The organism is Nocardia sp. BMG51109, assembly GCF_000526215.1.
Classification (GTDB): Bacteria; Actinomycetota; Actinomycetes; order Mycobacteriales; family Mycobacteriaceae; genus Nocardia.
Map to the genome: position 1 here is coordinate 6,055,827 of NZ_JAFQ01000004.1, position 20,747 is coordinate 6,076,573.

The window sequence follows — 20,747 nt, forward strand, 5'->3', positions numbered from 1 at the left end:
TTATTCTCTTCCGGGATGCATCGCAACGCCTTCGTCGCGCGCGGCCGCGAGCTCCCTGCGGACCACGAACTTCTGGATCTTTCCGCTGGGAGTGCGGGGGAAGTCGGCGACGACGTGCACCTCCTCGGGCCATTTCTGTTTGGCCAGCCCGGCGGCGCCGAAGTGCGTGCGCAACTCGTCCAGATCCGGTGCGGCACCGCCCGGTTGGAGCCGCAGCACGGCGGCGGTGCGTTCGCCGAAGCGGGGATCGGGCACGGCCACCGCCACCGCCTCGGCCACGCCGGGCAGGGTCAGCAGCACCTCCTCGACCTCCAGGGCGCTGATGTTCTCGCCGCCGCGAATGATCATGTCGGACTTGCGATCCGTGATCGTCAGATAGCCGTCCGCGTCCAGGGTGCCGATATCGCCCGTGTGGTACCAGCCCTCCTCGTCGAAGGCGTGCGCGGTGAGTTCCGGGTCGGTGTAGCCGAGGCAGAGATCCGGTCCGCGACTGAGGATCTCGCCGTCCTCGGCCAGTCGCACCTCGACGCCCGGTAGCGCGCGGCCGTCGGTGAACAGCCGTTTCGGCTCCGGGGCCGTGTGCAGCGAGCCCGTGATCGACGGATGCTCGGTACTGCCGTAGGAGCGGTAGACGACGATGCCGAGCCGCGACAGGCGAGTCGTCACCGCCGCGGGCACCGGTGCGCCGCCGAGTCCGGCGTAGCGCAGATAGGGGAGGTGCTCGGGGGTGTAGTCGGGGTGGTCGAGCAGGCTGGTGACGTAGTAGGGCACCCCGCCGCCGACGGTCAGCTGGTCGGAGGTCATCAGGCCGAGGATCGCGCCCGGATCCCAGACGTCCATCAGGTTGATCGGCACCCGGTCCAGCACCGGGATCAGCAGCGCGTTGATCATGCCGATGAAGTGCCCGACGGGTGCCGCGGTGAGCTGGTTGCCGCGGTCGGCCGGGTACATGCCGGCCAGTTGCCGGGTCTCGTACGCGAGCGTGCGGTGGCTGTGGATCACGCCCTTCGGCGCGCGGGTGGTGCCGGAGGTGTAGGCGGTCAGCGCCGGGCCGGCGGGGTCCGTGCGCAGTGTGCCCGGCATCGGCTCGGGGTCGAGCAGCTCCTCGAAGTCGCGGCCGACCACCGCGACGACGGGGATGCGGTCGCGCAGCTCGGTGACGTCCGTGCGCTCGGTGGTCACGAAGACCTTCGGCCGGGCCGCCCCGAGGATGTAGGTGAGTTCCCGGTGGCCGTAGAAGTGCACGATCGGGACCACGACCGAGCCCAGGAACGCCGAGGCCCAGAACACGGCCGCGGCCTCCATCCAGTTGGGCAGCTGGAAGGCGATCGTGTCACCCGGTCCGACGCCGCGCCGGCGCAGCCCGGCGGCCAGCCGCCGGGCGACCTGCTCGACCTCGCCGAACGTGCCCGCCCACGGCCGCTGCGCGGAGTGGATGCGGAACTCGGTATCGGGCGCCGCGGTCAGGCCGCCCGCCAGCAGGTCGCCGATCGTCTCGTCGGTCCACCACCCCTCCGCCTGGTAACGACGGACCAGATCGGGGGGAACCGTGCGCATCGTCGAACTCCCGTCGGCCGTGGGGCATCACGCCAGTTACGATATTCTCCCGATAAGAGAATCATATTTCCCGACGAGAGAACAAGACATGATAGAGCTCGAGTCGGCCGACGGATTGGCCGTGATCACGATCAACCGCCCGCAGGCCCGCAACGCCATCGGGCTGGACACGATGGACGAGTTGGAGAAGGCGATCGACAAGGCCGCCGGCGCCCGGGCGCTCGCGCTCACCGGGGCCGGCGACCGGGCCTTCGTCTCGGGCGGTGACCTCAAGGAGCTCGCGGCCCTGCGGACCGAGGAGCAGGCGGCGACGATGGCCCGCCGGATGCGCGGAATCTGCGATCGGCTGGCGGCCTTCCCGGGCCCGGTGATCGCGGCGCTGAACGGGCATGCGCTCGGCGGCGGGGCGGAGGTGGCGGTGGCCGCCGACATCCGGATCGCGGCGGACGACATCAAGATCGGGTTCAATCAGGTGTCGCTGGCGATCATGCCCGCGTGGGGCGGCGCCGAGCGGCTGGCCCGCCTCGTCGGCCCCGGCCGCGCGCTGATGCTGGCCGGTTCCGGGGAGGTCCTCGACGCCGCCGCGGCCGAGCGGGTCGGCCTGCTGGACCGGGTGCTGCCGCGGGCCGAGTTCGACGCGGGCTGGCGTGCCGCGGCGCGGTCGCTGGCCACGGCGCCCGCGGGTGAGGTCAAGCGGGTGATCGGCGGCGTGACCGCCGAGGAGGCCGTCTCGGCGTTCGCGCGACTGTGGGTCGCCGACGAGCACTGGGTCGCCGCCGACCGGGTGATGAACAGGGGCAAGTGATTTGGCGGAAGCCGGGCGGTTGCCCGTTTGCTGAGTGACAACCGGCGTGTTAACGCAAGGGTTATTTTAGTGATGTAGATCACATAAACCTCTCGAGTGAGGTGGGCATCACAGGAGTGATAACCGAGTTACTGTGTGGTCGGTAGATTTCCCGGAAGGGCGGCACGGTATTGGTCACCAGCCCTGACTCGCCGTTCGTCCTCCGGATCGATCGCCGGCGCAGCGCAGGGCCGTCGTTTCGGCCGGTGCCTTGCCGATCCGACCGGTCGGCGGGTTGCCGAGTGCTCGCGTTGACGTCCGGCAGTCGACCTACCGCGATCTTCAGATTTCGAGAAGCGGGATGGAAACCATGGCTGCACAATCCGTCGATCCCATCAACCGAAACGTTCGCAATCTTCATTCGGTTGCCCGCTGGCGAGCCCACGCCCGCCGGCACCCGCTGCGCTACCGATTGGCGGTCGTCGCCCCGAACGCCGACGATGTCATCCGGCACGCGGGTGGCTGGCTGTTCGACCGGACGACGGCCGGCTGGGAGGTGACGGTGCTGGTTTCCGACTGCGCGAACGTGCGTCCCCTCGGAATTCTCGGCGCGACGGTGCTCGATCTCGAGGAGTCCCTGTCCGCTCCCGTGCACGACACCTGGCCGCACGCCATCGCGGTGGCCTCGTCGACCTATCTGGCCGACGAGCGAGTGCGCTCCGGCGTGCTCGAATGCCTGGACCGCGGGCTGACCGAGATCGCCCTGTGGGGCGACGAGGTGCCGATCGAACTGGCCCGGCGCGTCCAGCCGGTGCAGCGCCGGGTGAGTGCGGCGGCCCGGGCCTTCAAGGCGTGCGCGCTGGACGCGGCGGGCTACCCCGCGGAGGCGGTCGGCGCGACGGAGGCGTTCCGCGCCGCCGAACTTCCGCGGAACCGCCGCTTCGACGCCGCTCTCGCGTCGGTGCAGTAGTTCACCGAGTGGTCCACCCCGGCCGGTGCTACCGGCCGGGGTGTTCGCCGGTGGGTAGCCGGTCCGGTGCCGGACCCGGTCCACGCTTGCATCGAATACTTCGTTAGGCCAGTATGAGAATGGCATTCGCATTGGCGAGTAACCTTGTTACCGTGCATGGTGGTTGCCCAGACCTGTTCAGGAGTTTTCCGCATGGCTGATTTCGATTCGGTCGACTACTTCACCGATCCCTCGCTAGTTCCCGATCCGCATCCGTACTTCGACCACATGCGGGCGAAATGCCCGGTGGCGCAGGAGTCGCACCACGGGGTGTACGCGGTCACCGGGTACGAGGAGGCGGCGGAGGTGTTGAAGGATGCCGACCTGTTCTCCTCGCTGATCGCGGTGGGCGGCCCGTTCCCGCCGCTGCCGTTCGCGATCGAGGGCGACGACATCCGGGGCTTGATCGATGAGCACCGCACCGAGGTGCCGATGTTCGAGCACATGGTGACGATGGACCCGCCGCAGCACACCTACGCCCGGTCGGTGCTGAGCCGACTGCTGACGCCGGCCCGGCTGAAGGAGAACGAGGATTTCATGTGGCGGCTGGCCGACAGCCAGCTCGACGAATTCCTGGACCAGGGCAAGTCCGAGTTCCTCGCCGACTACGCCAAGCCGTTCTCGCTGCTGGTGGTGGCGGACATGCTCGGCGTCCCGGAGGAGGATCACCAGCAGTTCCGGGTCGTGCTGGGCGCCGCGCGGGAGGGCGCGCGGGTCGGTGCGCTGGACGACGACGTGCTGGCGTCGAATCCGCTGGCGTGGCTGGACGACAAGTTCGTCTCCTACATCAGCGACCGGCGCGAGAATCCGCGCGACGACGTGCTGACCTCGCTGGCGCTGGCCAAGTATCCGGACGGGTCCACCCCCGAGGTGATCGACGTGGTGCGTTCGGCCACATTCCTTTTCGCCGCCGGGCAGGAGACCACGGCCAAGCTGCTGAGCGCGGCGCTGCGGGTACTGGGCGACCGCCCCGACCTGCAGGAGCAGCTGCGGGCCGACCGCAGCAAGATTCCGGTGTTCGTCGAGGAGACGCTGCGGATGGACGCCCCGGTCAAGAGTGGTTTCCGGCTGGCGACCCGGGCGACGTCGGTCGGCGACGTCGAGGTTCCGGTGGGTTCGATGATGATGTTCTGTCCCGGTGCCGCCAACCGGGATCCGCGCCGGTTCGAGAACCCGCACGAATTCCGCCTGGACCGCAAGAACTTCCGCGAGCACATGGCGTTCGGACGGGGCGTGCACACCTGCCCCGGCAGCCCGCTGGCCCGCGCGGAGGGCCGCATCTCGATCGAGCGGATCCTGGACCGGATGCTCGACATCCGCATCGACGAGGAACATCACGGCCCGGCCGCGGACCGCCGCTACAACTACGAGCCCACCTACATCCTGCGCGGCCTGACCGACTTGCACATCACCTTCACACCCAACCCCTGAGTGCGCGGCCCATCCCGTCGCGCCGAGGGCGTACGAGAGCGGAGCCGTTGCGGCGCAACAACGAATCGAGGAAATCATGACCGGACGGGTCGAGGGCAAGGTCGCCTTCATCACGGGTGCCGCGCGCGGCCAGGGCCGCAGCCACGCGGTGCGGCTGGCGCAGGAGGGCGCCGACATCATCGCGGTCGACGTCTGCAAGCCGGTCAGCGGTACCGACCTGATCCCGGCGTCCACGCCGGACGATCTGGCCGAGACCGCCGACCTGGTGAAGAGCACCGGCCGCCGCATCGTGACGGCCGAGGTCGACGTGCGCGACTTCGAGCCGCTGAAGGCCGCCGTGGACAGCGGCGTGGAGCAGCTGGGCCGGCTGGATGTCATCGTGGCCAACGCCGGCATCGGCAACGGCGGCGAGACCCTGGACAAGCTCGGTGAGCAGGACTGGGAGACCATGATCGGGATCAACCTGGCCGGCGTCTGGAAGTCGGTGAAGGCCGCTGTGCCGCACCTGATTTCGGCCGGTTCGGGCTCGATCGTGCTGACCAGTTCGGTGGGTGGCCTGAAGGCGTACCCGAACACCGGCCACTACGTCGCGGCCAAACACGGTGTGGTGGGCCTGATGCGGGCCTTCGCGGTGGAACTGGGCGAGCACTCCATCCGGGTCAACTCGGTACACCCCACGAACGTGAACACGCCGATGTTCATGAACGAGGGGACGATGAAGCTGTTCCGGCCGGACCTGGAGAACCCGGGCCCCGCCGACTTCGAGCCGGTCGCGAAGTTCATGCACGTGCTGCCGGTCGGCTGGGTCGAGCCGGTGGACATCAGCAACGCCGTGCTGTTCCTGGCGTCGGACGAGTCGCGCTACATCACCGGCGTACCGCTGCCCGTGGACGCGGGGAGCACCCTCAAGTAGTCGAGGGGTCCTCGGGAGCCCGGGTGGTGTTCCGGGCTCCCGCTGCTCGAAAACGGTTGCTCCGCATCAGGTTTCGAGCAGCGGTTTCGAGTTACGGGTTTCGAGCAACGACGGAGACGCCCGGTCGGATCTTCCGACCGGGCGTTCCGGCATTCGGGGAGTGCCCGCCGCGTCAGTCGACGGTGCAGCCGGGCACGGGTTTGTCGCCGAGCCGGTCGACCAGGTAGCCGATCGCGTTGTTGGTGCCGTATCCGTCGATGATCTCGGGCCCGAAGTGGCCGGGGAGCACGGTGCCGGGCGCGATCGGGGGCAGCGGGTTGCTGCGGAAGGTGACCGTGGCGCCGGTCGCGCACCAGTCGTCGGCCAGCTGCCGGGCCTGCTGATAGGGGACGGTGTCGTCGTTGATGCCGCTGGTGACCAGCACCGGGCTGGTGGGGGTGAGATTCCCGATGCGCTGCTCGCGGACGATCCGGTCGGCCTCCGGGAGCTCGCGCAGGTGGTCGAGGAGCGGCCGGCGATCGGCGGTGAACTCCGTGGTGCGCGCGAACGGGTGCTTGAAGATGACGTCGGCGATGCACTCGTCCTGGAGCTGGCCGAGCAGCGCCCGGCCGCCGGGGGACACCCGGGTGTCGAGCTCGTCGCGCATCTGCGGATTCCGGTCGACCAGGCCGTTGATGGCGAACCCGATGGCCGCGGAGATCAGGTTGCCGTCGATGCGCCCGATGACGGCGGCAAGGTCGGCCGTCGGGGCACCGGCCCAGGTGCCCTTCAGGTTCAGTTCGGGCGCGTAGCCGGGCTGCATCTCGGCGGCCGAGGCGGTGGCCCCGCCGCCCTGCGAGTAACCCCACAGCGCCAGCGGCGTCTCGGGGCCGGTGCCGGCGAGGTTGTCCGCGGCGCGGGCGGCGTCGAGGACGGCGTGCCCCTGTTCGACGCGGTTGACGTAGGTGTGGATGCCGGGGGTGCCCATGCCGATGTAGTCGGTGAGGAAGACGCGGGCGCCGAGGGAGTTCCAGGCCAGCGCCGACAACGCCTCCTGGTTCGCCGACATGCTGAGCCGCCCCGGGTCGGCGTAGAGGCCGGTGGAGATCGCCTTGGACACCGCGCACTGGTCACCCTGCCCGACGGTGCCCGGGGCGATGACGACGGTGGGGCGCGGCCCCGAACCGTGCCACGGGCCGGTGGCGTCGATGAAGACACCGGAGACGGCGACGGGGCTGTCGTCCTGGGTGCGCGAGGTGTACAGGACACGCTGCGCGGGCAGCGGCCACCCCTTCGAGCCCGGCGGTGCGAGGTAGACCGGTATCGGTTCGGTCTTGATGACCGAGCCGGGCTCGGGGGCGAATTGAGCAGGGGGAGTGTAGAACTCGTCCGGCGGGGCCGCGGCGGCCGGGCTTGCGGTGAGGCAGCCCGCGGCGGTGGCGGTACACGCGGCCAGTGCCAGCGCGAAGGGTGTCCGGCTGCCCGGGCCGATGCGCGGCCGGAAGCGACGGTATGACGGCATTGTCTTCCTTCTCTGCAATTTCGGTGGCCGCCGGTGCTCCGTGCGGACGCCGAGCAGGCCAGAAGGGACGGTAACACGGTTACCGGGGGGTGCCCGCCGGGCCCGGCGAGACCCCGTGAGATGTCACAGCGTTGCGGCGCCGCCCGCTGTGCCCGAATCCGGGTCGTAGGGCGAGACGAACGACGGCCGCAGCACCAGCGTCTGCGGGCTGCCCGGGCGCCGGTGCGGCGGCGCGGCCAGGTGCTCGTTGTTCGCGGTCAACCGGTAGACGATCCGCTCCAGCGCGGGCAGGACCTCGGTGATCTCCAGGCTGTCGTCGGCGAAGCGGCCGATCAGCGCGTAGGTCATATTGGTCAGCACGAGGCCGACATCGGCGACGTAGTCGGAGTCGAGGTCGGCGAGCAGCACCCCGGCCGCCGGGAGGATGGCATCGAATCCCTGCTTGTCCAGCCGCCGGGCGCCGCGCACGGAGGAGCGCGCCAGATAGAAGGCCTTGAGCATCCGGGGATGGCGTTCCCACGGCTCGAACACCGAGCGCAGCAGCCGCAGCAGCCCGTCGCGCAGGCATTCGTCCGCGGTCGGCTCGGGCAGCGGGGCGTAGGCGTTGGCGGCCATCCACCGCTCGACGGCGGCGAGGATCAGATCGTCCCGGGTCGGGTACAGCTTGTAGACCGTCGTCAGCGACACCCGCGCGCGGCGGGCGACCTCGCGTAACTGGACCGCCTCGTAGCCGTCCGATTCCAGCAGCTCCAGCACGGTGTCGATGATCTTCGTCGGCGAATCGCGGTCGTCTGTCCTGCCCACCCGCTAACGATAGCGAGCCGGGCAGTAATCGAGTTACACCGGTCGACCCCGGCGCGGAGACGGGGGCCCGGACCGGCTCGGAGGCCGAGCCGATCTCCCCTCCATCGTCCCCCGCGCTCCCGCCGAGGCCCCGTCCGGCCCGACCACCACGTCGACCGGCATTCCGCCGGGCAGCCGTCGCCGATTCCGGTTGTCCTTGCTGTCCCGGATCCGGTGTGGTAGGCGTACGGTCACTTGAAAGGCTAGGTCTGCGTTGATGTTCGGTGCGGCCGGATCCGCGCAGGTTTCGGGCCGGATTCGCGCACGAGAGAGGGGGGCATCCGGTGGCCGGCACGCACTACCAGCCGATGCAGGTCTCCACGCTGGAGGTGTCGAAGTCGGATCGAACCGACTTCTGGGTGGGGCACGTCTGCGGCAATCAGGGCGCCGTGGGCTGCGCTTTCCGAGCCACCCGGGAGTTTCGCGGGGCGACGCGGGTGCAGCGGCTCGAGGATTTCCGGCTCGGCGACTTCCAGCTGGTCGATTTCGCGTCCACGGGCATCCGGTACGAACGGACCGCGCGGGACGTCCGCGCGGACGATATCCGCACCGCCCGGCTGGTGATCCCGATCGAGGGGCCGATGGGGCTGTCGCAGGCTGGCGATGCGGTCCGGCTCGATCCGGGGGATATGGGCGTGATCACCTGGACCCGCCCGATGGCGCTGGAACACGACGACTACGGGCGGGGGTGGATTCTCACCATCCCCGCGGACGACCTGCCCCAACTGCGCGGAGACCGCCCGCCGCTGACTCTGGACCCGCGGCGGGCCCTGCCGGCGACCGTCCAGGCGATGATCCGGGAACTGGCCGCGCACCGAGAGACCTTGTCCGCGTGGGAGTTCGCGCAGATCAGTTCCCGGATCGTCGAACTGCTGGGCGCGTCGCTGGACGACGAGCGCGCCGCCGCGGCGGACCGGCTCGCGGCCATCGCGCGCGATGCCCGCACCTACATCGAGAAGTACTCCGACGACCCCACGGTGACGGCGGCGTCGGTCGCCGAGCATCTGGGCTGTTCGCGCCGCGGCCTCGAGCTCGCCCTGCGGTCCGCGCAGAGCAGCCCGGCGCAGCTGCTGCGGACCGTCCGGTTGCGGCGGGCCCGGCAGCGGCTGCGGGACCGGTTCAACACCGACACCATCAGCACCATCGCCTTCGACTCCGGGTTCGGCTCGATGTCGGCGTTCAAGGAGGCGTTTCTGCGGGAGTACGGCGTCACCCCGGGGCAGCTGCGCCGCGACGGGCGGCACGAGCGCTGACGGTCGCGACCGGCCGGACGACGCGAGGCCGACCCGTGTCGCCCAGCGTGTCGCGGCGTCGGCTCGGGTAGCTTCGGGCCGGAGACGCAATCGATACGGACGGGGCAGCGGATGGACGATCGGATCGAGCAGTTGTCGGCGAAGCTGGATCTGGCGGCGAAATTGCGGCTCGTCTCGGGGGCCGGGATGTTCCGGATGGCGGGTGATCCGGCGCTCGGGCTGGCCGAGATGCCGGTGTCGGACGGGCCGTCCGGGGTGCGCGGCGAGAACTGGGACGAGCGCGATCCGTCGGTCAGCCTGCCGTCGGGTACCGCGCTGGCCGCCACCTGGGACCGCGAACTGCTCGACGAGATCGGCGCCCTGATCGCCGCCGAGGCCCGCCGCAAGAACGTCTACGCGGTCCTGGGCCCGACGGTCAACCTGCACCGGACGCCGTTGGGCGGCAGGCATTTCGAATGCTTCTCCGAGGATCCGATGCTGAGCGCCGAGATCGCCGCCGCCTACGTGCGCGCCGTGCAGCGGCACGGGGTGAGCGCGTGCCCGAAACATTACGTGGCCAACGACTCCGAGACCGATCGCTTCACCGTCGACGTCCGCGCCTCCGAGCGCGCGCTGCGCGAGCTGTACCTGTACCCGTTCGAGCGCAGCGTGCGCGCCGGGGCGTGGATGGTGATGGCGGCGTACAACTCGGTCGACGGCCGCACCATGACCGAGAACCCGCTGCTGGACGAGCCGCTCAAGGGCAGTTGGGGTTTCGACGGCGTGGTGGTCTCGGACTGGACCGCGGTGCGGACCACCGAGGGCGCGGCGCAGGGCACCGACCTGTGCATGCCCGGCCCGCCGATGCTGTGGGGTGAGCCGCTCGCGCAGGCCGTCCGCGCGGGGACGGTGCCGGAGTCGGCGATCGACGAGAAGGTCCGGCGCATCCTGCGTTTCGCGACACGGGTCGGCGCGCTGGACGGGTCGCCCGCTCCCGCACCGGATTTCACCGACGAGCGAGCGCGGCGGCTGGTGCGCCGGGCGGCCGCCGAGGCGATGGTGCTGGTGCGCAACGACGACGTGCTGCCGCTGCGCCCCGGCGGCACGGTCGCGCTGCTGGGCCCGTCGGCGGCCGAACCGCGGTTGATGGGCGGCGGCAGCGCCACGGTGATCCCCGCGCACGTCACGACGCCCGTGCAGGGCCTGGAAACCGTTGTGCCGGTGACGCACACGCCGGGCGTATGGCTGTCGGACGCGTTGTCCCCGATCCCCCTGGAGCTGATCACCGATCCCGAGACCGGCACGCCCGGGCTGAGCCTGCGCTACCTGGACGGGGAGACCGTCCTGGACACCCAGCACCGCGGCGCCGCCACTCTGGTGCTGCTCGGTGATACGACGGTGGAGCGGGCGTCGGCGGTCGAACTGCGCGCCCGGCTGCGGGCCGACGTGGCCGGCGAGTGGCGGCTCGGCGTGGGCGCGCTGGGCCAGGTGCGACTGGAGATCGACGGCGAGACCGTCGCGGCGGGGGCGGCCTCGCTGGAGGGCTCCGATCCCATCGGGGCGCTGCTGGATCCGCCGCAGCAGGCCGTCACCCGCACGCTGGCCGAGGGCCGGGAGGTCGACATCCGGGTCACGGTGAGCGATCTGACCGCCATACCGGGGCTGGGCGTCTTCCTGGGCGTGACGTTCGGCGCCACCCGGCCGCGGCGGTCGCCGGAGGAGGAGTTCGCGGCCGCCGTGGAGGCGGCGCGGGCGGCCGACACCGCGGTCGTGGTCGTCGGCACCACCGAGCGGATCGAGAGCGAGGGCGTGGACCGCACCGATCTGCGCCTGCCCGGCCGCCAGGACGACCTCGTCGCCGCGGTGGCGGCGGCGAACCCCCGCACCGTCGTGGTGGTGAATTCCGGTGCGCCCGTGGAGATGCCGTGGCGCGACGACGTGGCGGCCGTGCTGCTGTCCTGGTTCCCGGGCCAGGAGTTCGGCGCGGCGCTGGCCGATGTGCTGACCGGCGCGGCCGAGCCGGGCGGTCGGCTGCCCACCACCTGGCCCAAGACGATGGCCGATGTCCCGGTGCTGAACACCACCCCGGACGAGGACGGTCGGCTGGCCTACGCGGAGGGCCTGCACGTCGGGTACCGGGCCTGGCTGCGCGCCGGCGTGGAGCCGGCCTACCCCTTCGGGCACGGACTCGGCTACACCACCTGGGAACTGCGCAATCTGGACGTATCAGGCCGTACGGCCACGGTCACCGTCACCAATATCGGCGAGCGCGCGGGCAAGCAGGTCGTGCAGGCGTACCTGTCCCGCGAACAGACCGCGATCGAGCGCCCGGTGCGCTGGCTGGCCGCGTTCGAGACCGTCACGCTGGAACCGGGGGAGTCGCGGCGGGTCGAGATCGCGCTGCCGCAGCGGGTGTTCGAACACTGGACCGAGGACGGCTGGAAGGTCGAGCCCGGCGCCTTCGCCCTGCAGGTCGGGACCTCGGTGATCGCCCTGCCGCTGGCGGCGGAGATCGTCGTCGCGTGAGCGCCGGCCGCGTGGTTGGATCTGCTGAGGCACCCGCCGGAGTGACGCAGCGGTAGCTGGCTGGACGGTTGTTCAGTACTGTTCGCCGATACGGAACACCCGGCGCGGCGACGGATGCGCTACCGGCGGGTGGGCCACGTGGCACGCACGCGGCACGGATGTGAAGGAGTCGGTGTGACGGTTTCCCGGCGGTCGATGCTGGCCGGCGGCGCCGCGGCGGTGGCGGCCGGAGTCTCGGGTCTCGCCGCGAACCCGGCGGGCGCGCAACCGGTTCCGGGTGCGGACGGGCAGCCCTATCTGGTCGGGTGCGGCATCGCCGATGTGACCGGCGCGGTCGCCGGGCAGGGCATGATGGGCTACTCGGAGCTGGACCAGGTGGCCACCGGCCTGCTCACCCGGTGCTGGGCGCGGGCCTACATCGTCGTGGACCGGGCGACCGGCGACCGGGTGGTGTTCGTCAACGCGGATATCGCCTGCCTGTTCCAGTCGGTGCATCTGGCGGTGCTGCGGCGGCTGGCGGCGCGCTTCGGCGACCTGTACACCGAGCGCAACGTCAACCTGAACGCCACGCACAACCACAACTCCTGCGGCGGCACCGCGCGCGAGTACGCGTATTCGCTGGCCGCCTACGGTTTTCAGCAGAACTCGCACGAGGCCGAGGTGAACGGCATCGTCGCGGCCGTCGCCGCCGCACACGAGCGGCTGGCGCCCGGCACGGTACTGCTGGGACACGGCGAACTGCACGACGCCAGCGTCAATCGTTCCCGCGCGGCCTTCGAGGCCAACCCGCCCGAGGACAAGGCGGAACTGCCCGGCGGCATCGACCCGAAGGTGACCGTGCTGCGATTTCGCCAGGGCGGCACGGATATCGGGGCGATCACCTGGTTCGCCACCCACGGCACCTCGCTGACCGACGCCAACACGTTGATCTCGGTCGACAACAAGGGCTATGCCAGCTACCGCTGGGAGCACGACGAGAGGGGCGTGCGCCACCTGGACGGCCCGCCCGGCTTCGTCGCGGCGTTCGCGCAGACCAACGCCGGCGACATGACACCGAACCTGAACCTCATCGCGTGGCACCCGTCCGGCCCGACCGAGGACAACCGCGCCAACTGCGCGCTCATCGGCGAACGCCAATATCGGGCCGGCCGTGCGGCTTTCGCGGCGGCGCGGCCGATGGGCGCCGGCGGTGTCGACGCGGTGCTGCGGTATGTGGACATGGCCGACACCGCGATCGACGGCGCCTACACCCCGGACGGCAGGCCGGCGCGCACCGCGCCGGCGATGATGGGCGCGGCGGCCGCGGCGACCAGTTCCGAGGACAACTGGAAGACCCAGCTGGCGTTCCTGCGCGAAGGCGATGCCAACCCGGTGGTGGCCGCGCTCGGCGGCGTGGACGCGCCGGTGGCGCAGTGGATGCGAGATGTGCAGGCGCCCAAGCTGATCGCGGCGCCGCTGGGCATGCTGCCGCCGCGGCCGTGGGTGCCCGGTGTGGTGCCGATCCAGATCGTGCGCATCGGCGATCTGGTACTCGCGTCCGGGCCCGCCGAATACACGGTGGTGTCGGGGCTGCGGATCCGGCGGGTGGTGGCCCGCGCGCTGGCGGTGCCGGTGGAGAACGTGCTGCTGCAGGGCTACGCCAACGGCTACAGCGGGTACGTCACCACGCCCGAGGAATACGTGTCCCAGCAGTACGAGGGCGGGGAGACCCTCTACGGCCGGTGGACGCTGCCGGCCTACCTGCAGGAATTCGACCGGCTGGCCAGCGCCGTGGCGGTCCGCGCAGACCTCGGCCGCGGTCCCGCGCCGCTGGACTGGTCCTCGGGCGCGCAGCCGAATCTGCTGCCCGCAGTGCCGCCGGACGTGCCCGCGGCGGGGCACGCGTTCGGTGACGTCCTGACCCAGCCGCAGCCGGGATACCATGCGGCGCAGACGGTTTCGGTGGAGTTCGTGGGCGCCCATCCGAACAACGACTTCCGTACCGGTGCAACCTACTTCGCGGTGCAGCGCGCCGACGGCGACCGGTGGGCGCGGGCCTACGACGACAACGACTGGTGCACCGAACTGCACTGGTCGCGCCCGGACGGCCAGCCCGCGGCCTCGGTCATCGAGATCCGCTGGACGATCCCCGACACCGCCGAATCCGGCCGCTACCGCATCGAATACAGCGGCGACAGCCGGGACGCCGGGGGAGCGACAACACCCTTCACCGGCACCTCGGCCGAGTTCACCGTCGGCTGAGGGCGGCGTTCACCGTGGGGCGAGTGCGGCGCCGAGGTGGGTGGCCAGGGTGCGCCCGGCCGCGCGGAGGGGGTCGGCCGAACGCAGGGTGCGACTCAGGATGAACGCCCCTTCCAAGGCGCTCAGCATGGCGAGAGTGAATTCGCGGGCGGGCTCGGGGCGCAGGCCGCGGCGCACGAAGTAGTCCGTGCCCCGGTCGATCCAACCGGCGATGACCTCCGCGGCCACCTCGCGCAGCCCCGGCTCGCTGTCGGCGATCTCGCCGGCGACCGTGCCGACCGGGCACATGTTCATCCAGCCGGACTGCTCCATCTGCTCGGCCGCCGCGTCGAATGCGGCGGGAACGGCCTCGCGCAGGTCCTCGTACGGATCCATCAGCAACGGCAGCAGCTGGATGTAGGCGGCTCCGCTGGTGCGCAGCGCCTCGGCGGCGATCTGTTGCTTGCCCTCGGGGAAGTGGTGATACAGCGAACCGATCGGGGCGCCGGCCGCCGCGGTGAGCTGTTTGACGCTGGTGGCGCCGTAGCCCTGGCGGCGCATCAACTCGCTCGCTGCGGTCAGGATGCGGGTCCGGGTGCTGGTTGACATCTTCTCCGCCATACCACCACACTAGAGCACATGCTCTAGAGCGGCTGTTCTAGTGGAAGGACTTTTCCATGCCTGTTGTCGACGTCCCCGCGGGCCCCGTGCACTACGTCGAGCACGGCGACGGCCCGCCGGTGGTGCTGCTGCACGGATTGCTGATGAACCACACGGTCTGGGACGCGGTGCTGGAGCTGCTGCCGAGCGGGTTCCGCTACATCCGTCCCGACCTGCCGCTGGGTTCGCATCCGGAGCCGATGCGCGACGAGGCCGACCTGTCCCTGCGCGGCCAGAATGTCCTGATCGCGGATTTCCTTGCGGCGCTGGACCTGCGGGATGTCACGCTGGTGCACAGCGACTGGGGCGGCGGGCTGTTCCTCACCGCCTACGGGCTCGACGAGCGGGTGTCGCGGCTGATCGTGCTGCCGTGCGAGGCCTTCGACAACTTCCCGCCCGGGTTCCCCGGCAAGATGGCCGTCCTGCTCCTGCGGGTCCCCGGCGCGCTGCCGATCGGGTTGCGGCAGTTGCGCATCGGCGCCCTGCGGAACTCGCCGCTGCTGTTCGGGCAGATGGCTCGCGCCCCGATCTCGGACGAGCTGGCGCACGCCTGGACCGCACCGGCCCTGCGCGATCCGCGGATCGGGCGCGACGTGCGCAAGTACGGCCGCGCGATGCCGGACAAGGCCGAACTCATCGCGAATACCGAAGCGCTGCGGACGTTTCCGGGCCCGGCGCTGGTGCTGTGGTCGTCGGCCGGCAAGGTGATGCCGCGCGCGCACGGGGCCCGGCTGGCCGAGTTGCTGCCGCACGGCCGCCTGGTCGAGATCGACGAGGCCTACGTGCTGTCGATGCTCGATCAGCCCGCGGCGGTGGCGAAGGCGATGGCGGAATTCCTCGGAGCGCCGGACCACCGGTAGGCGTGGCCCGGCCCTCGGCCATGGAGGGGATGGTCGACAGCCCACGGTTACGGGCGGGCCACGCCTGCGAAACGACACGCCGATACGGTGAGGGAGTGCCCAGGAACCCACTGCCCGCCGTGGGCCGCGCCATCGCGCGCCGTCCCTCGGTCATGCGCGCCGCCCCTGTCGTTGCGGTCCTGGAGCGTGCCGTCCGGCGGCTGACCCGGGGGCGGCACGGGGTCCTCGATCTGGCCGGGCTGCCGTCGATGCAGCTGACCGTCACGGGGCGCAAGACCGGCCTGGCCCGCACGGTGTCCCTGCTCTACGTCCCGGGCGGCGACGGCACCTACCTGCTGATCGGCTCCAATTGGGGCCGCCCCGCCCACCCGGCCTGGTCCGCCAACCTGGACGCCGCCGACCACGCCGAAATCCACAGCGACGGCGAACGTTTCAAGGTGAGGGTCCACCGCCTGACCGGCCCCGACCGCGACCGCGCCTGGCAGCGCGCCGTCGCCTACTGGCCCGGCTACACCATGGAGCAGCGCCTCGCCGGCCCCCGCATCTTCCGCATCTACGAACTCACCCGAATCTGAGCACGCCACGTTCGCGCGGGTTCCGCACGGCCGCCGCCGAACGTGCGGTGCGTGCCAGGGCGTTGCGGCGTTCCTTGGCCAGGTCGGCGTATTCGGCGCCCTGGTGGCGGGCCGTCTCCGCCAGGTGCGCGCCGCGGTATCGGGCGCGCTCGGCCAGTTCGGCGCCGCGATGTTCGGCGGTGTCGGCGAGTTCGGCACCGCGGTGGCGGGCCTGTTCGGCCCATTTCCGGCCGCGCCGCTGGGTCGTCTCGGCGAGTTCCGCGCCGCGGTCCTTGCCGCGCCGGGCCAGTTTCCCGCCGCGCCGCTGGGCCGCGCCGGTCAGGTCCGCACTCCGGTGCTTGGCGGTATCCGCCCAGTGCGGGCCCCGGTGTTCGGCGGTGTCGAGCAGTTCCGCGCCGCGGTGGCGGGCCTGCTCGGTCCATTGCCCGCCGCGTGTGCGGGCCGCCTCGGCGAGGTCGGCCGTGCGGTGCCTGGCCGCTTCGGCCCACTCGGGACCGCGGCGTTCGGCGGTCTCCTTCCACTCGGCGCCGCGATGTTCGGCGGTGTCGAGCAGCTCGGCGCCGCGGTGGCGGGCCTGCGCGGCCCACTTCTCGCCGCGCCGGCGGGCCGCTTCGGCCAGATCCGGGCCGCGGTCCTGGACCACGTCGGCGAGTTCGGCGCCGCGGTGCCTGGCCGTTTCGGCGAGGTCGCCGCCCCGGTCCTGGGCGGCCGCGGCCAGGACCACGCCCTTCTCGGCGGCGGTGTGCGCGAGGTCGCGGCCGTGAACCGCCTGCTGTTGCAGCCGGTCCCGCAGCGTGTCGCCGCCGGAGCCGAACGGCAGGGCGGTGGCGGCCCGGCGGGCGGCGCGGCGGCCGCGCCAGCCGATCGACGGTTTGCCCTCGGTGTCGGCGGACGCGATCATCAGCCCGCCCAGCAGGCCGAGATCCTTCAGGAACGCGGTCTGCTTGGCCCGGCGGCGATCCGGGTCGGATTCGTTCCAGAAATCCTGTTCGGTGACGGTGGCGGGCACGACGGTGCCGGCCAGTACCAGCGCCGCCAGCCGCGGCACCCGGCCCACGGCGAGCAGTACGCCGGCCCCGACCTGGGCGGCGGCATTGACGCGCACGATCCGGCCCGGATCGGGCAGCTTGGCGGCCTGCTCCTGCGACAGACTTCGTTCGCCGCGCGCCACCAGGGTCGCCGCGGCCTTCGCGCGCGGCTCCGGATGCCGCAGCGTGTCGACCCCGTCGACGACGAAGACTGTGGCCAGCAGCGGCCGGGCAAGTCGGCGGATGATCATGGTGAGACCCTTTCCCTCGACGACTGTCCCGGCGGGTTCCCGCGTACCGGTCGGCCAAACGCGCGGGTTCGGGGTACCGGGTTCAGGGCTCAGGGAACCACGGTCACCGGCCAGCGCCCCGCCTTGACCAGCCGCACCGCGACCGAGCCGACCAGCCGGTGCCCGGCCTTCTCCGACGCGCCCACGACGACCGCGTCGGCCTTCAGCTCGTCGGCGGCCGCGGCCAGCTCGAAGTAGGGATCGCCGCGCCGGGTGAGGAACTTCCACCGGATCGCGTAGACGTCCTTGACCTGCTCGGCGTGCCGTTGGATCTCCCGCGCCAGATCGTCGGCCACCTCGGCGGTCACCGCCTGCACATCGGCCCCGTAGGCGCCCGCCATCGACATCCACTGCCGCACGTAAACCATTGCCAGCAGCGCGTTCTGGCGGCGGGCGAGCCCGGCGGCATAGGCGGCCGCCCGCCAGGCGGCATCGGATCCGTCGATGCCGACCAGAATGACCTTCGGCCCGTCGGTGCCCAGTTCGAACCCGGACGCCGCGCCGGGCGCCCACTCGGGTGTCTTCTCCTCCGCCACGTATCGAGCCTAGAACACGAAACCCTCTGCTCAGTCAGGCCGCACGGTCGAGCGATGGACGGTGACCGGGACGTCTCGGGTGCGGCAGGTCGGCCGTGGCACGCGGCGTCGGCCGATGTTCCGGGACGTGCTCGACGGCGCCGTACGGAGTTCGATCCGGGCAGCAGGTGACAGTCGGTGTGCTCGATCGCCCCCGCGGAGCGGCCTGCTCCGGCCCGTAACCTCGCGGCGTGGGCGGCAACTCGCGATGAGGACGTTTCACGATCCCCGGACCTCCGAGCAGGGGGCCGAGTTACCGGACACGCTGTGTCAGTGTTCCAGTCTGCGTGTCAGTGTTCCAGTCTGCGCAGTAGATCCCGGAGGACGGCCAGGTCGGCGGGGGAGAAGGCCGCCAGGGTGTCCGGGGCGGGGTCGGGGGTGGCGTAGGCGTCGGCGAGCAGGGCGAGGCCGGATTCGGTGGCCGACACCAGTTTCGACCGGCGGTCGGACGGGTCGGTGCGGCGCACCACCAGGCCGCGCTGCTCGAGATCGTTGACGGTGACCGTGGTGGCCGGTGCGTCCATGGTGGTGGCGCGGGCGAGATCCTTGATCGTCATCGGCCCCTGGCGCAGCCGGCGCAGCACGCGAATCCGGCTGAACGCCATACCCGTTCGCTCGACGACCGCGCGCTTCCACTGATCGCGGGTGTCCATCACCACATGCGTGAGCAACCGCCAGACCTCGTCGGGAGTCGGCGGATCCTCGGCCCGGGTTCCGGCGGGCGCGGCGCTATCGGACACCGGTCGGGACCTTCTGTTCCAGCAGCGGCGCCACCCGGTCCAGGGATCGTCGCGCCCACCCGGTATCGGCGACCGCGCCGAGGACGATGATGACCACGGCGAGCGCGGCCACCACCCACCACAGGCTCGCACCGGTCAGCAGGCCGCACAGCGCCACCCCGACGCTCACCCCGATCTGCCGGCTGGTGGACGCCAGGGCCGCCGCCGCACCGGCACGATCGTTGGGCATACCGCTGACCGCGGACGTGGTGATGGGCGCGTTCACCGTGCCGAATCCGATGCCGAACATCGCGAACATGACGATAAGGTGCCACATCGGGGTGTCGGCCCGCAGCGTGGTGAGCAACGCGGCCGATACCGCCATGAACGCCCCGGCCACGAGCAGCGACGGCCGGGTGCCGTACCGGCCGACCAGCCGCCCCGACAGCGGCGAGCAGATCAGCACGCCCAGCGCCATCGGCAGATACAGCAGCCCGGTGTGCACGGCGGAGAAGTGCCGCGTCCCTTGCAGATACAGCGATGCGCTGAACAGGAACGCGCCCAGTCCGGCGAAGGCGCAGACCGCGGTCACCGTGGCCGAGGTGAACGGGACGCTGCGGAAGAAGCGCAGATCGATGAACGGCGACACATGCCGCCACTCGTGGAACAGGAACGCCGCCAACGCCACCGCGGTCACCGCGAACATCATCGGCTGCCGCTCGATCAGCCCGAACACCAGCGTGAACATCACCACGACGGCCAGCGCCTGGCCGACCGCATCGATCCCGCGCGGCGTCAGCGACTTGGATTCGGGCACGTAGACGGTGGTGAGCACCAGCGCGACCGCGCAGATCGGCAGATTGATCCAGAACACCGACTGCCAGCCCAGCGCGTCGATCAGCACGCCGCCCACCAGCGGCCCGAGCGCGGTCGAGATCCCGACCACCGCGCCCCAGACCCCGACGGCCCGGGCGCGCTCGACGCGGCCGGTGAAGACGGTGGTGATGATCGACATCGCCACCGGGTTGAGCATCGATCCGCCGAGGGCCTGCACGAACCGCGCCCCGATCAGCACGTCGATATTCGGCGCGAGGCTGCACAGCAGCGATCCGGCCGCGAAGGTGATCAGGCCGATGCGGAACACCCGCCGGCGCCCGAACCGGTCGGCCGCCGCGCCCGAGAGCATCAGCAGGCTGGCCAGGGTGAGGGTGTAGACGTCGATGATCCACTGCAGGCGCGACAGCGGCGCGTTCATATCCGAGCGGATCGTGGGTATCGCGACATTGACGATCGTCGCGTCCATGGACGAGATCAGCAGGCTCAGGCAGCACGTCACCAGAACGATCGTCTTCCGGCGTGCGGTCAGCCCCTCGACAGTGGCAGGCACCAAATTATTGTGAATTCACAATTAACTCGGAGCAATCGATACCGCTGTGGGATGACTCACCGGCAGGCGCCGTGGCGACCGGGGTTGATCACGCACAACGCGGGTAGCTCCGGGGATGTCGGAACAAGCGAAGGGAGTCAGCCGTGGCACAGCCCATTACGACCACTCTCGATCCCGAACAGCAGCGCATTGCCGGCGAGGCGCTGAGCGCGGCCGTCGTGGATCTGATCGATCTGTCGCTGATCGCGAAGCAGGCCCACTGGAACGTGATCGGCCCCCGCTTCCGCACCCTGCACCAGGCCCTGGACGAACTGGTCACGGTCGCGCGGCAGTTCACCGATTCCACCGCCGAGCGTGCCACCGCGATCGGGGTGAGCCCGGACGGCCGGGCCCGCACCGTTGCCGACGAATCCGCGGCTCAGGGCTTTCCGGCCGGCTGGCAGCGCGACGACGACGTGATCGACGCGATCACCGGCAACCTGGCCGCGATCATCGGCCGGATGCGCGCGCGCATCGACACCACCGACAAGGCCGACCCGGTAACCCAGGATCTGTTCCTGGACATCACCGCGCGGCTGGAGCAGCTGCATTGGATGTGGGAGGCCCAGCAAAGCTGAGAATTTGCTGAACGGTCGGC

The 20,747-nt window shown here is 71.0% G+C and carries 18 protein-coding genes; 10 read left to right on the forward strand and 8 right to left on the reverse strand.

Features of this window, described 5'->3' with window-relative positions:
- Positions 1–1,557, reverse strand: coding sequence for an AMP-binding protein (locus D892_RS0128825; RefSeq protein WP_024804564.1), 1,557 nt, complete (start codon positions 1,555–1,557; stop codon positions 1–3).
- Positions 1,558–1,645: 88 nt separating this feature from the next.
- On the opposite strand from D892_RS0128825, the gene D892_RS0128830 reads away from it, so the two are divergent.
- The 4 genes from D892_RS0128830 (at position 1,646) to D892_RS0128845 (ending at position 5,694) form a co-directional block, all read left to right on the forward strand.
- Positions 1,646–2,362 (forward strand): enoyl-CoA hydratase/isomerase family protein, encoded by a 717-nt coding sequence (locus tag D892_RS0128830; RefSeq protein ID WP_024804565.1) that lies wholly within the window; start codon positions 1,646–1,648, stop codon positions 2,360–2,362.
- A gap of 439 nt (positions 2,363–2,801) precedes the next feature.
- Positions 2,802–3,311, forward strand: coding sequence for a hypothetical protein (locus tag D892_RS0128835; RefSeq protein WP_024804566.1), 510 nt, complete (start codon positions 2,802–2,804; stop codon positions 3,309–3,311).
- 192 nt (positions 3,312–3,503) lie between these two features.
- On the forward strand, positions 3,504–4,781 hold the full coding sequence (locus tag D892_RS42340) for a cytochrome P450 (RefSeq protein ID WP_036567552.1): 1,278 nt from the start codon (positions 3,504–3,506) through the stop codon (positions 4,779–4,781).
- A 76-nt stretch (positions 4,782–4,857) separates the two neighbouring features.
- On the forward strand, positions 4,858–5,694 hold the full coding sequence (locus D892_RS0128845; protein ID WP_024804567.1) for a mycofactocin-coupled SDR family oxidoreductase: 837 nt from the start codon (positions 4,858–4,860) through the stop codon (positions 5,692–5,694).
- Positions 5,695–5,866: 172 nt separating this feature from the next.
- Here D892_RS0128845 and D892_RS0128850 read toward each other — a convergent pair whose 3' ends face one another.
- Positions 5,867–7,195: a lipase family protein gene (locus tag D892_RS0128850; RefSeq protein ID WP_024804568.1), complete on the reverse strand. Its 1,329-nt coding sequence runs from the start codon at positions 7,193–7,195 to the stop codon at positions 5,867–5,869.
- A 123-nt stretch (positions 7,196–7,318) separates the two neighbouring features.
- A complete protein-coding gene (locus D892_RS42345) occupies positions 7,319–7,999 on the reverse strand; it encodes a TetR family transcriptional regulator (protein WP_063629977.1) in 681 nt (226 codons plus the stop codon).
- Between the two features lie 323 nt (positions 8,000–8,322).
- Here D892_RS42345 and D892_RS0128860 point away from each other — a divergent pair, with 323 nt between their 5' ends.
- The 3 genes from D892_RS0128860 to D892_RS0128870 all read left to right on the forward strand — a co-directional run bounded on the left by D892_RS0128860 (position 8,323) and on the right by D892_RS0128870 (position 14,037).
- Positions 8,323–9,291: a helix-turn-helix domain-containing protein gene (locus D892_RS0128860; protein WP_024804570.1), complete on the forward strand. Its 969-nt coding sequence runs from the start codon at positions 8,323–8,325 to the stop codon at positions 9,289–9,291.
- Between the two features lie 111 nt (positions 9,292–9,402).
- Positions 9,403–11,796, forward strand: a complete 2,394-nt coding sequence (locus tag D892_RS0128865; RefSeq protein ID WP_024804571.1) for a beta-glucosidase — start codon at positions 9,403–9,405, stop codon at positions 11,794–11,796.
- A 174-nt stretch (positions 11,797–11,970) separates the two neighbouring features.
- Complete coding sequence (locus tag D892_RS0128870; protein ID WP_024804572.1) at positions 11,971–14,037, forward strand: neutral/alkaline ceramidase; 2,067 nt, start codon at positions 11,971–11,973, stop codon at positions 14,035–14,037.
- 9 nt (positions 14,038–14,046) lie between these two features.
- Here the strand turns inward: D892_RS0128870 and D892_RS42350 are convergent, their stop codons facing one another.
- Positions 14,047–14,637, reverse strand: coding sequence for a TetR/AcrR family transcriptional regulator (locus D892_RS42350; RefSeq protein WP_084161274.1), 591 nt, complete (start codon positions 14,635–14,637; stop codon positions 14,047–14,049).
- A gap of 56 nt (positions 14,638–14,693) precedes the next feature.
- Between D892_RS42350 and D892_RS0128880 the strand changes: the two genes are divergently transcribed.
- Positions 14,694–15,536, forward strand: a complete 843-nt coding sequence (locus D892_RS0128880; RefSeq protein WP_024804573.1) for an alpha/beta fold hydrolase — start codon at positions 14,694–14,696, stop codon at positions 15,534–15,536.
- Between the two features lie 95 nt (positions 15,537–15,631).
- A complete protein-coding gene (locus D892_RS0128885; protein ID WP_024804574.1) occupies positions 15,632–16,111 on the forward strand; it encodes a nitroreductase family deazaflavin-dependent oxidoreductase in 480 nt (159 codons plus the stop codon).
- Here D892_RS0128885 and D892_RS0128890 read toward each other — a convergent pair.
- The 4 genes from D892_RS0128890 to D892_RS0128905 all read right to left on the reverse strand — a co-directional run bounded on the left by D892_RS0128890 (position 16,098) and on the right by D892_RS0128905 (position 20,110).
- On the reverse strand, positions 16,098–17,390 hold the full coding sequence (locus tag D892_RS0128890) for a DoxX family protein (RefSeq protein WP_024804575.1): 1,293 nt from the start codon (positions 17,388–17,390) through the stop codon (positions 16,098–16,100). The two genes, D892_RS0128885 and D892_RS0128890, sit on opposite strands and share 14 nt — an antisense overlap.
- A gap of 89 nt (positions 17,391–17,479) precedes the next feature.
- Positions 17,480–17,965, reverse strand: a complete 486-nt coding sequence (locus D892_RS0128895; protein WP_024804576.1) for a universal stress protein — start codon at positions 17,963–17,965, stop codon at positions 17,480–17,482.
- Positions 17,966–18,294: 329 nt separating this feature from the next.
- On the reverse strand, positions 18,295–18,657 hold the full coding sequence (locus tag D892_RS0128900; protein WP_084161757.1) for a MarR family winged helix-turn-helix transcriptional regulator: 363 nt from the start codon (positions 18,655–18,657) through the stop codon (positions 18,295–18,297).
- A 76-nt stretch (positions 18,658–18,733) separates the two neighbouring features.
- The gene (locus tag D892_RS0128905) at positions 18,734–20,110 is read right to left on the reverse strand and encodes an MFS transporter (protein ID WP_198037010.1); all 1,377 of its coding nucleotides are present in this window, start codon (positions 20,108–20,110) and stop codon (positions 18,734–18,736) included.
- Between the two features lie 143 nt (positions 20,111–20,253).
- Here D892_RS0128905 and D892_RS0128910 point away from each other — a divergent pair, with 143 nt between their 5' ends.
- Entirely contained in the window at positions 20,254–20,727 is a 474-nt protein-coding gene (locus D892_RS0128910) for a Dps family protein (RefSeq protein ID WP_024804579.1), read from the forward strand.
- Positions 20,728–20,747: the final 20 nt, after the last annotated feature.

Bases quoted from the DNA above. Each gene is read 5' to 3' on its own strand.
- D892_RS0128850 (WP_024804568.1), bottom strand. From the start codon at position 7,195: ATGCCGTCATACCGTCGCTTCCGGCCGCGCATCGGCCCGGGCAGCCGG.
- D892_RS0128830 (WP_024804565.1), top strand. From the start codon at position 1,646: ATGATAGAGCTCGAGTCGGCCGACGGATTGGCCGTGATCACGATCAAC.
- D892_RS0128845 (WP_024804567.1), top strand. From the start codon at position 4,858: ATGACCGGACGGGTCGAGGGCAAGGTCGCCTTCATCACGGGTGCCGCG.
- D892_RS42350 (WP_084161274.1), bottom strand. From the start codon at position 14,637: ATGGCGGAGAAGATGTCAACCAGCACCCGGACCCGCATCCTGACCGCA.
- D892_RS42340 (WP_036567552.1), top strand. From the start codon at position 3,504: ATGGCTGATTTCGATTCGGTCGACTACTTCACCGATCCCTCGCTAGTT.
- D892_RS0128865 (WP_024804571.1), top strand. From the start codon at position 9,403: ATGGACGATCGGATCGAGCAGTTGTCGGCGAAGCTGGATCTGGCGGCG.
- D892_RS0128900 (WP_084161757.1), bottom strand. From the start codon at position 18,657: ATGGACACCCGCGATCAGTGGAAGCGCGCGGTCGTCGAGCGAACGGGT.
- D892_RS0128880 (WP_024804573.1), top strand. From the start codon at position 14,694: ATGCCTGTTGTCGACGTCCCCGCGGGCCCCGTGCACTACGTCGAGCAC.
- D892_RS0128890 (WP_024804575.1), bottom strand. From the start codon at position 17,390: ATGATCATCCGCCGACTTGCCCGGCCGCTGCTGGCCACAGTCTTCGTC.
- D892_RS0128825 (WP_024804564.1), bottom strand. From the start codon at position 1,557: ATGCGCACGGTTCCCCCCGATCTGGTCCGTCGTTACCAGGCGGAGGGG.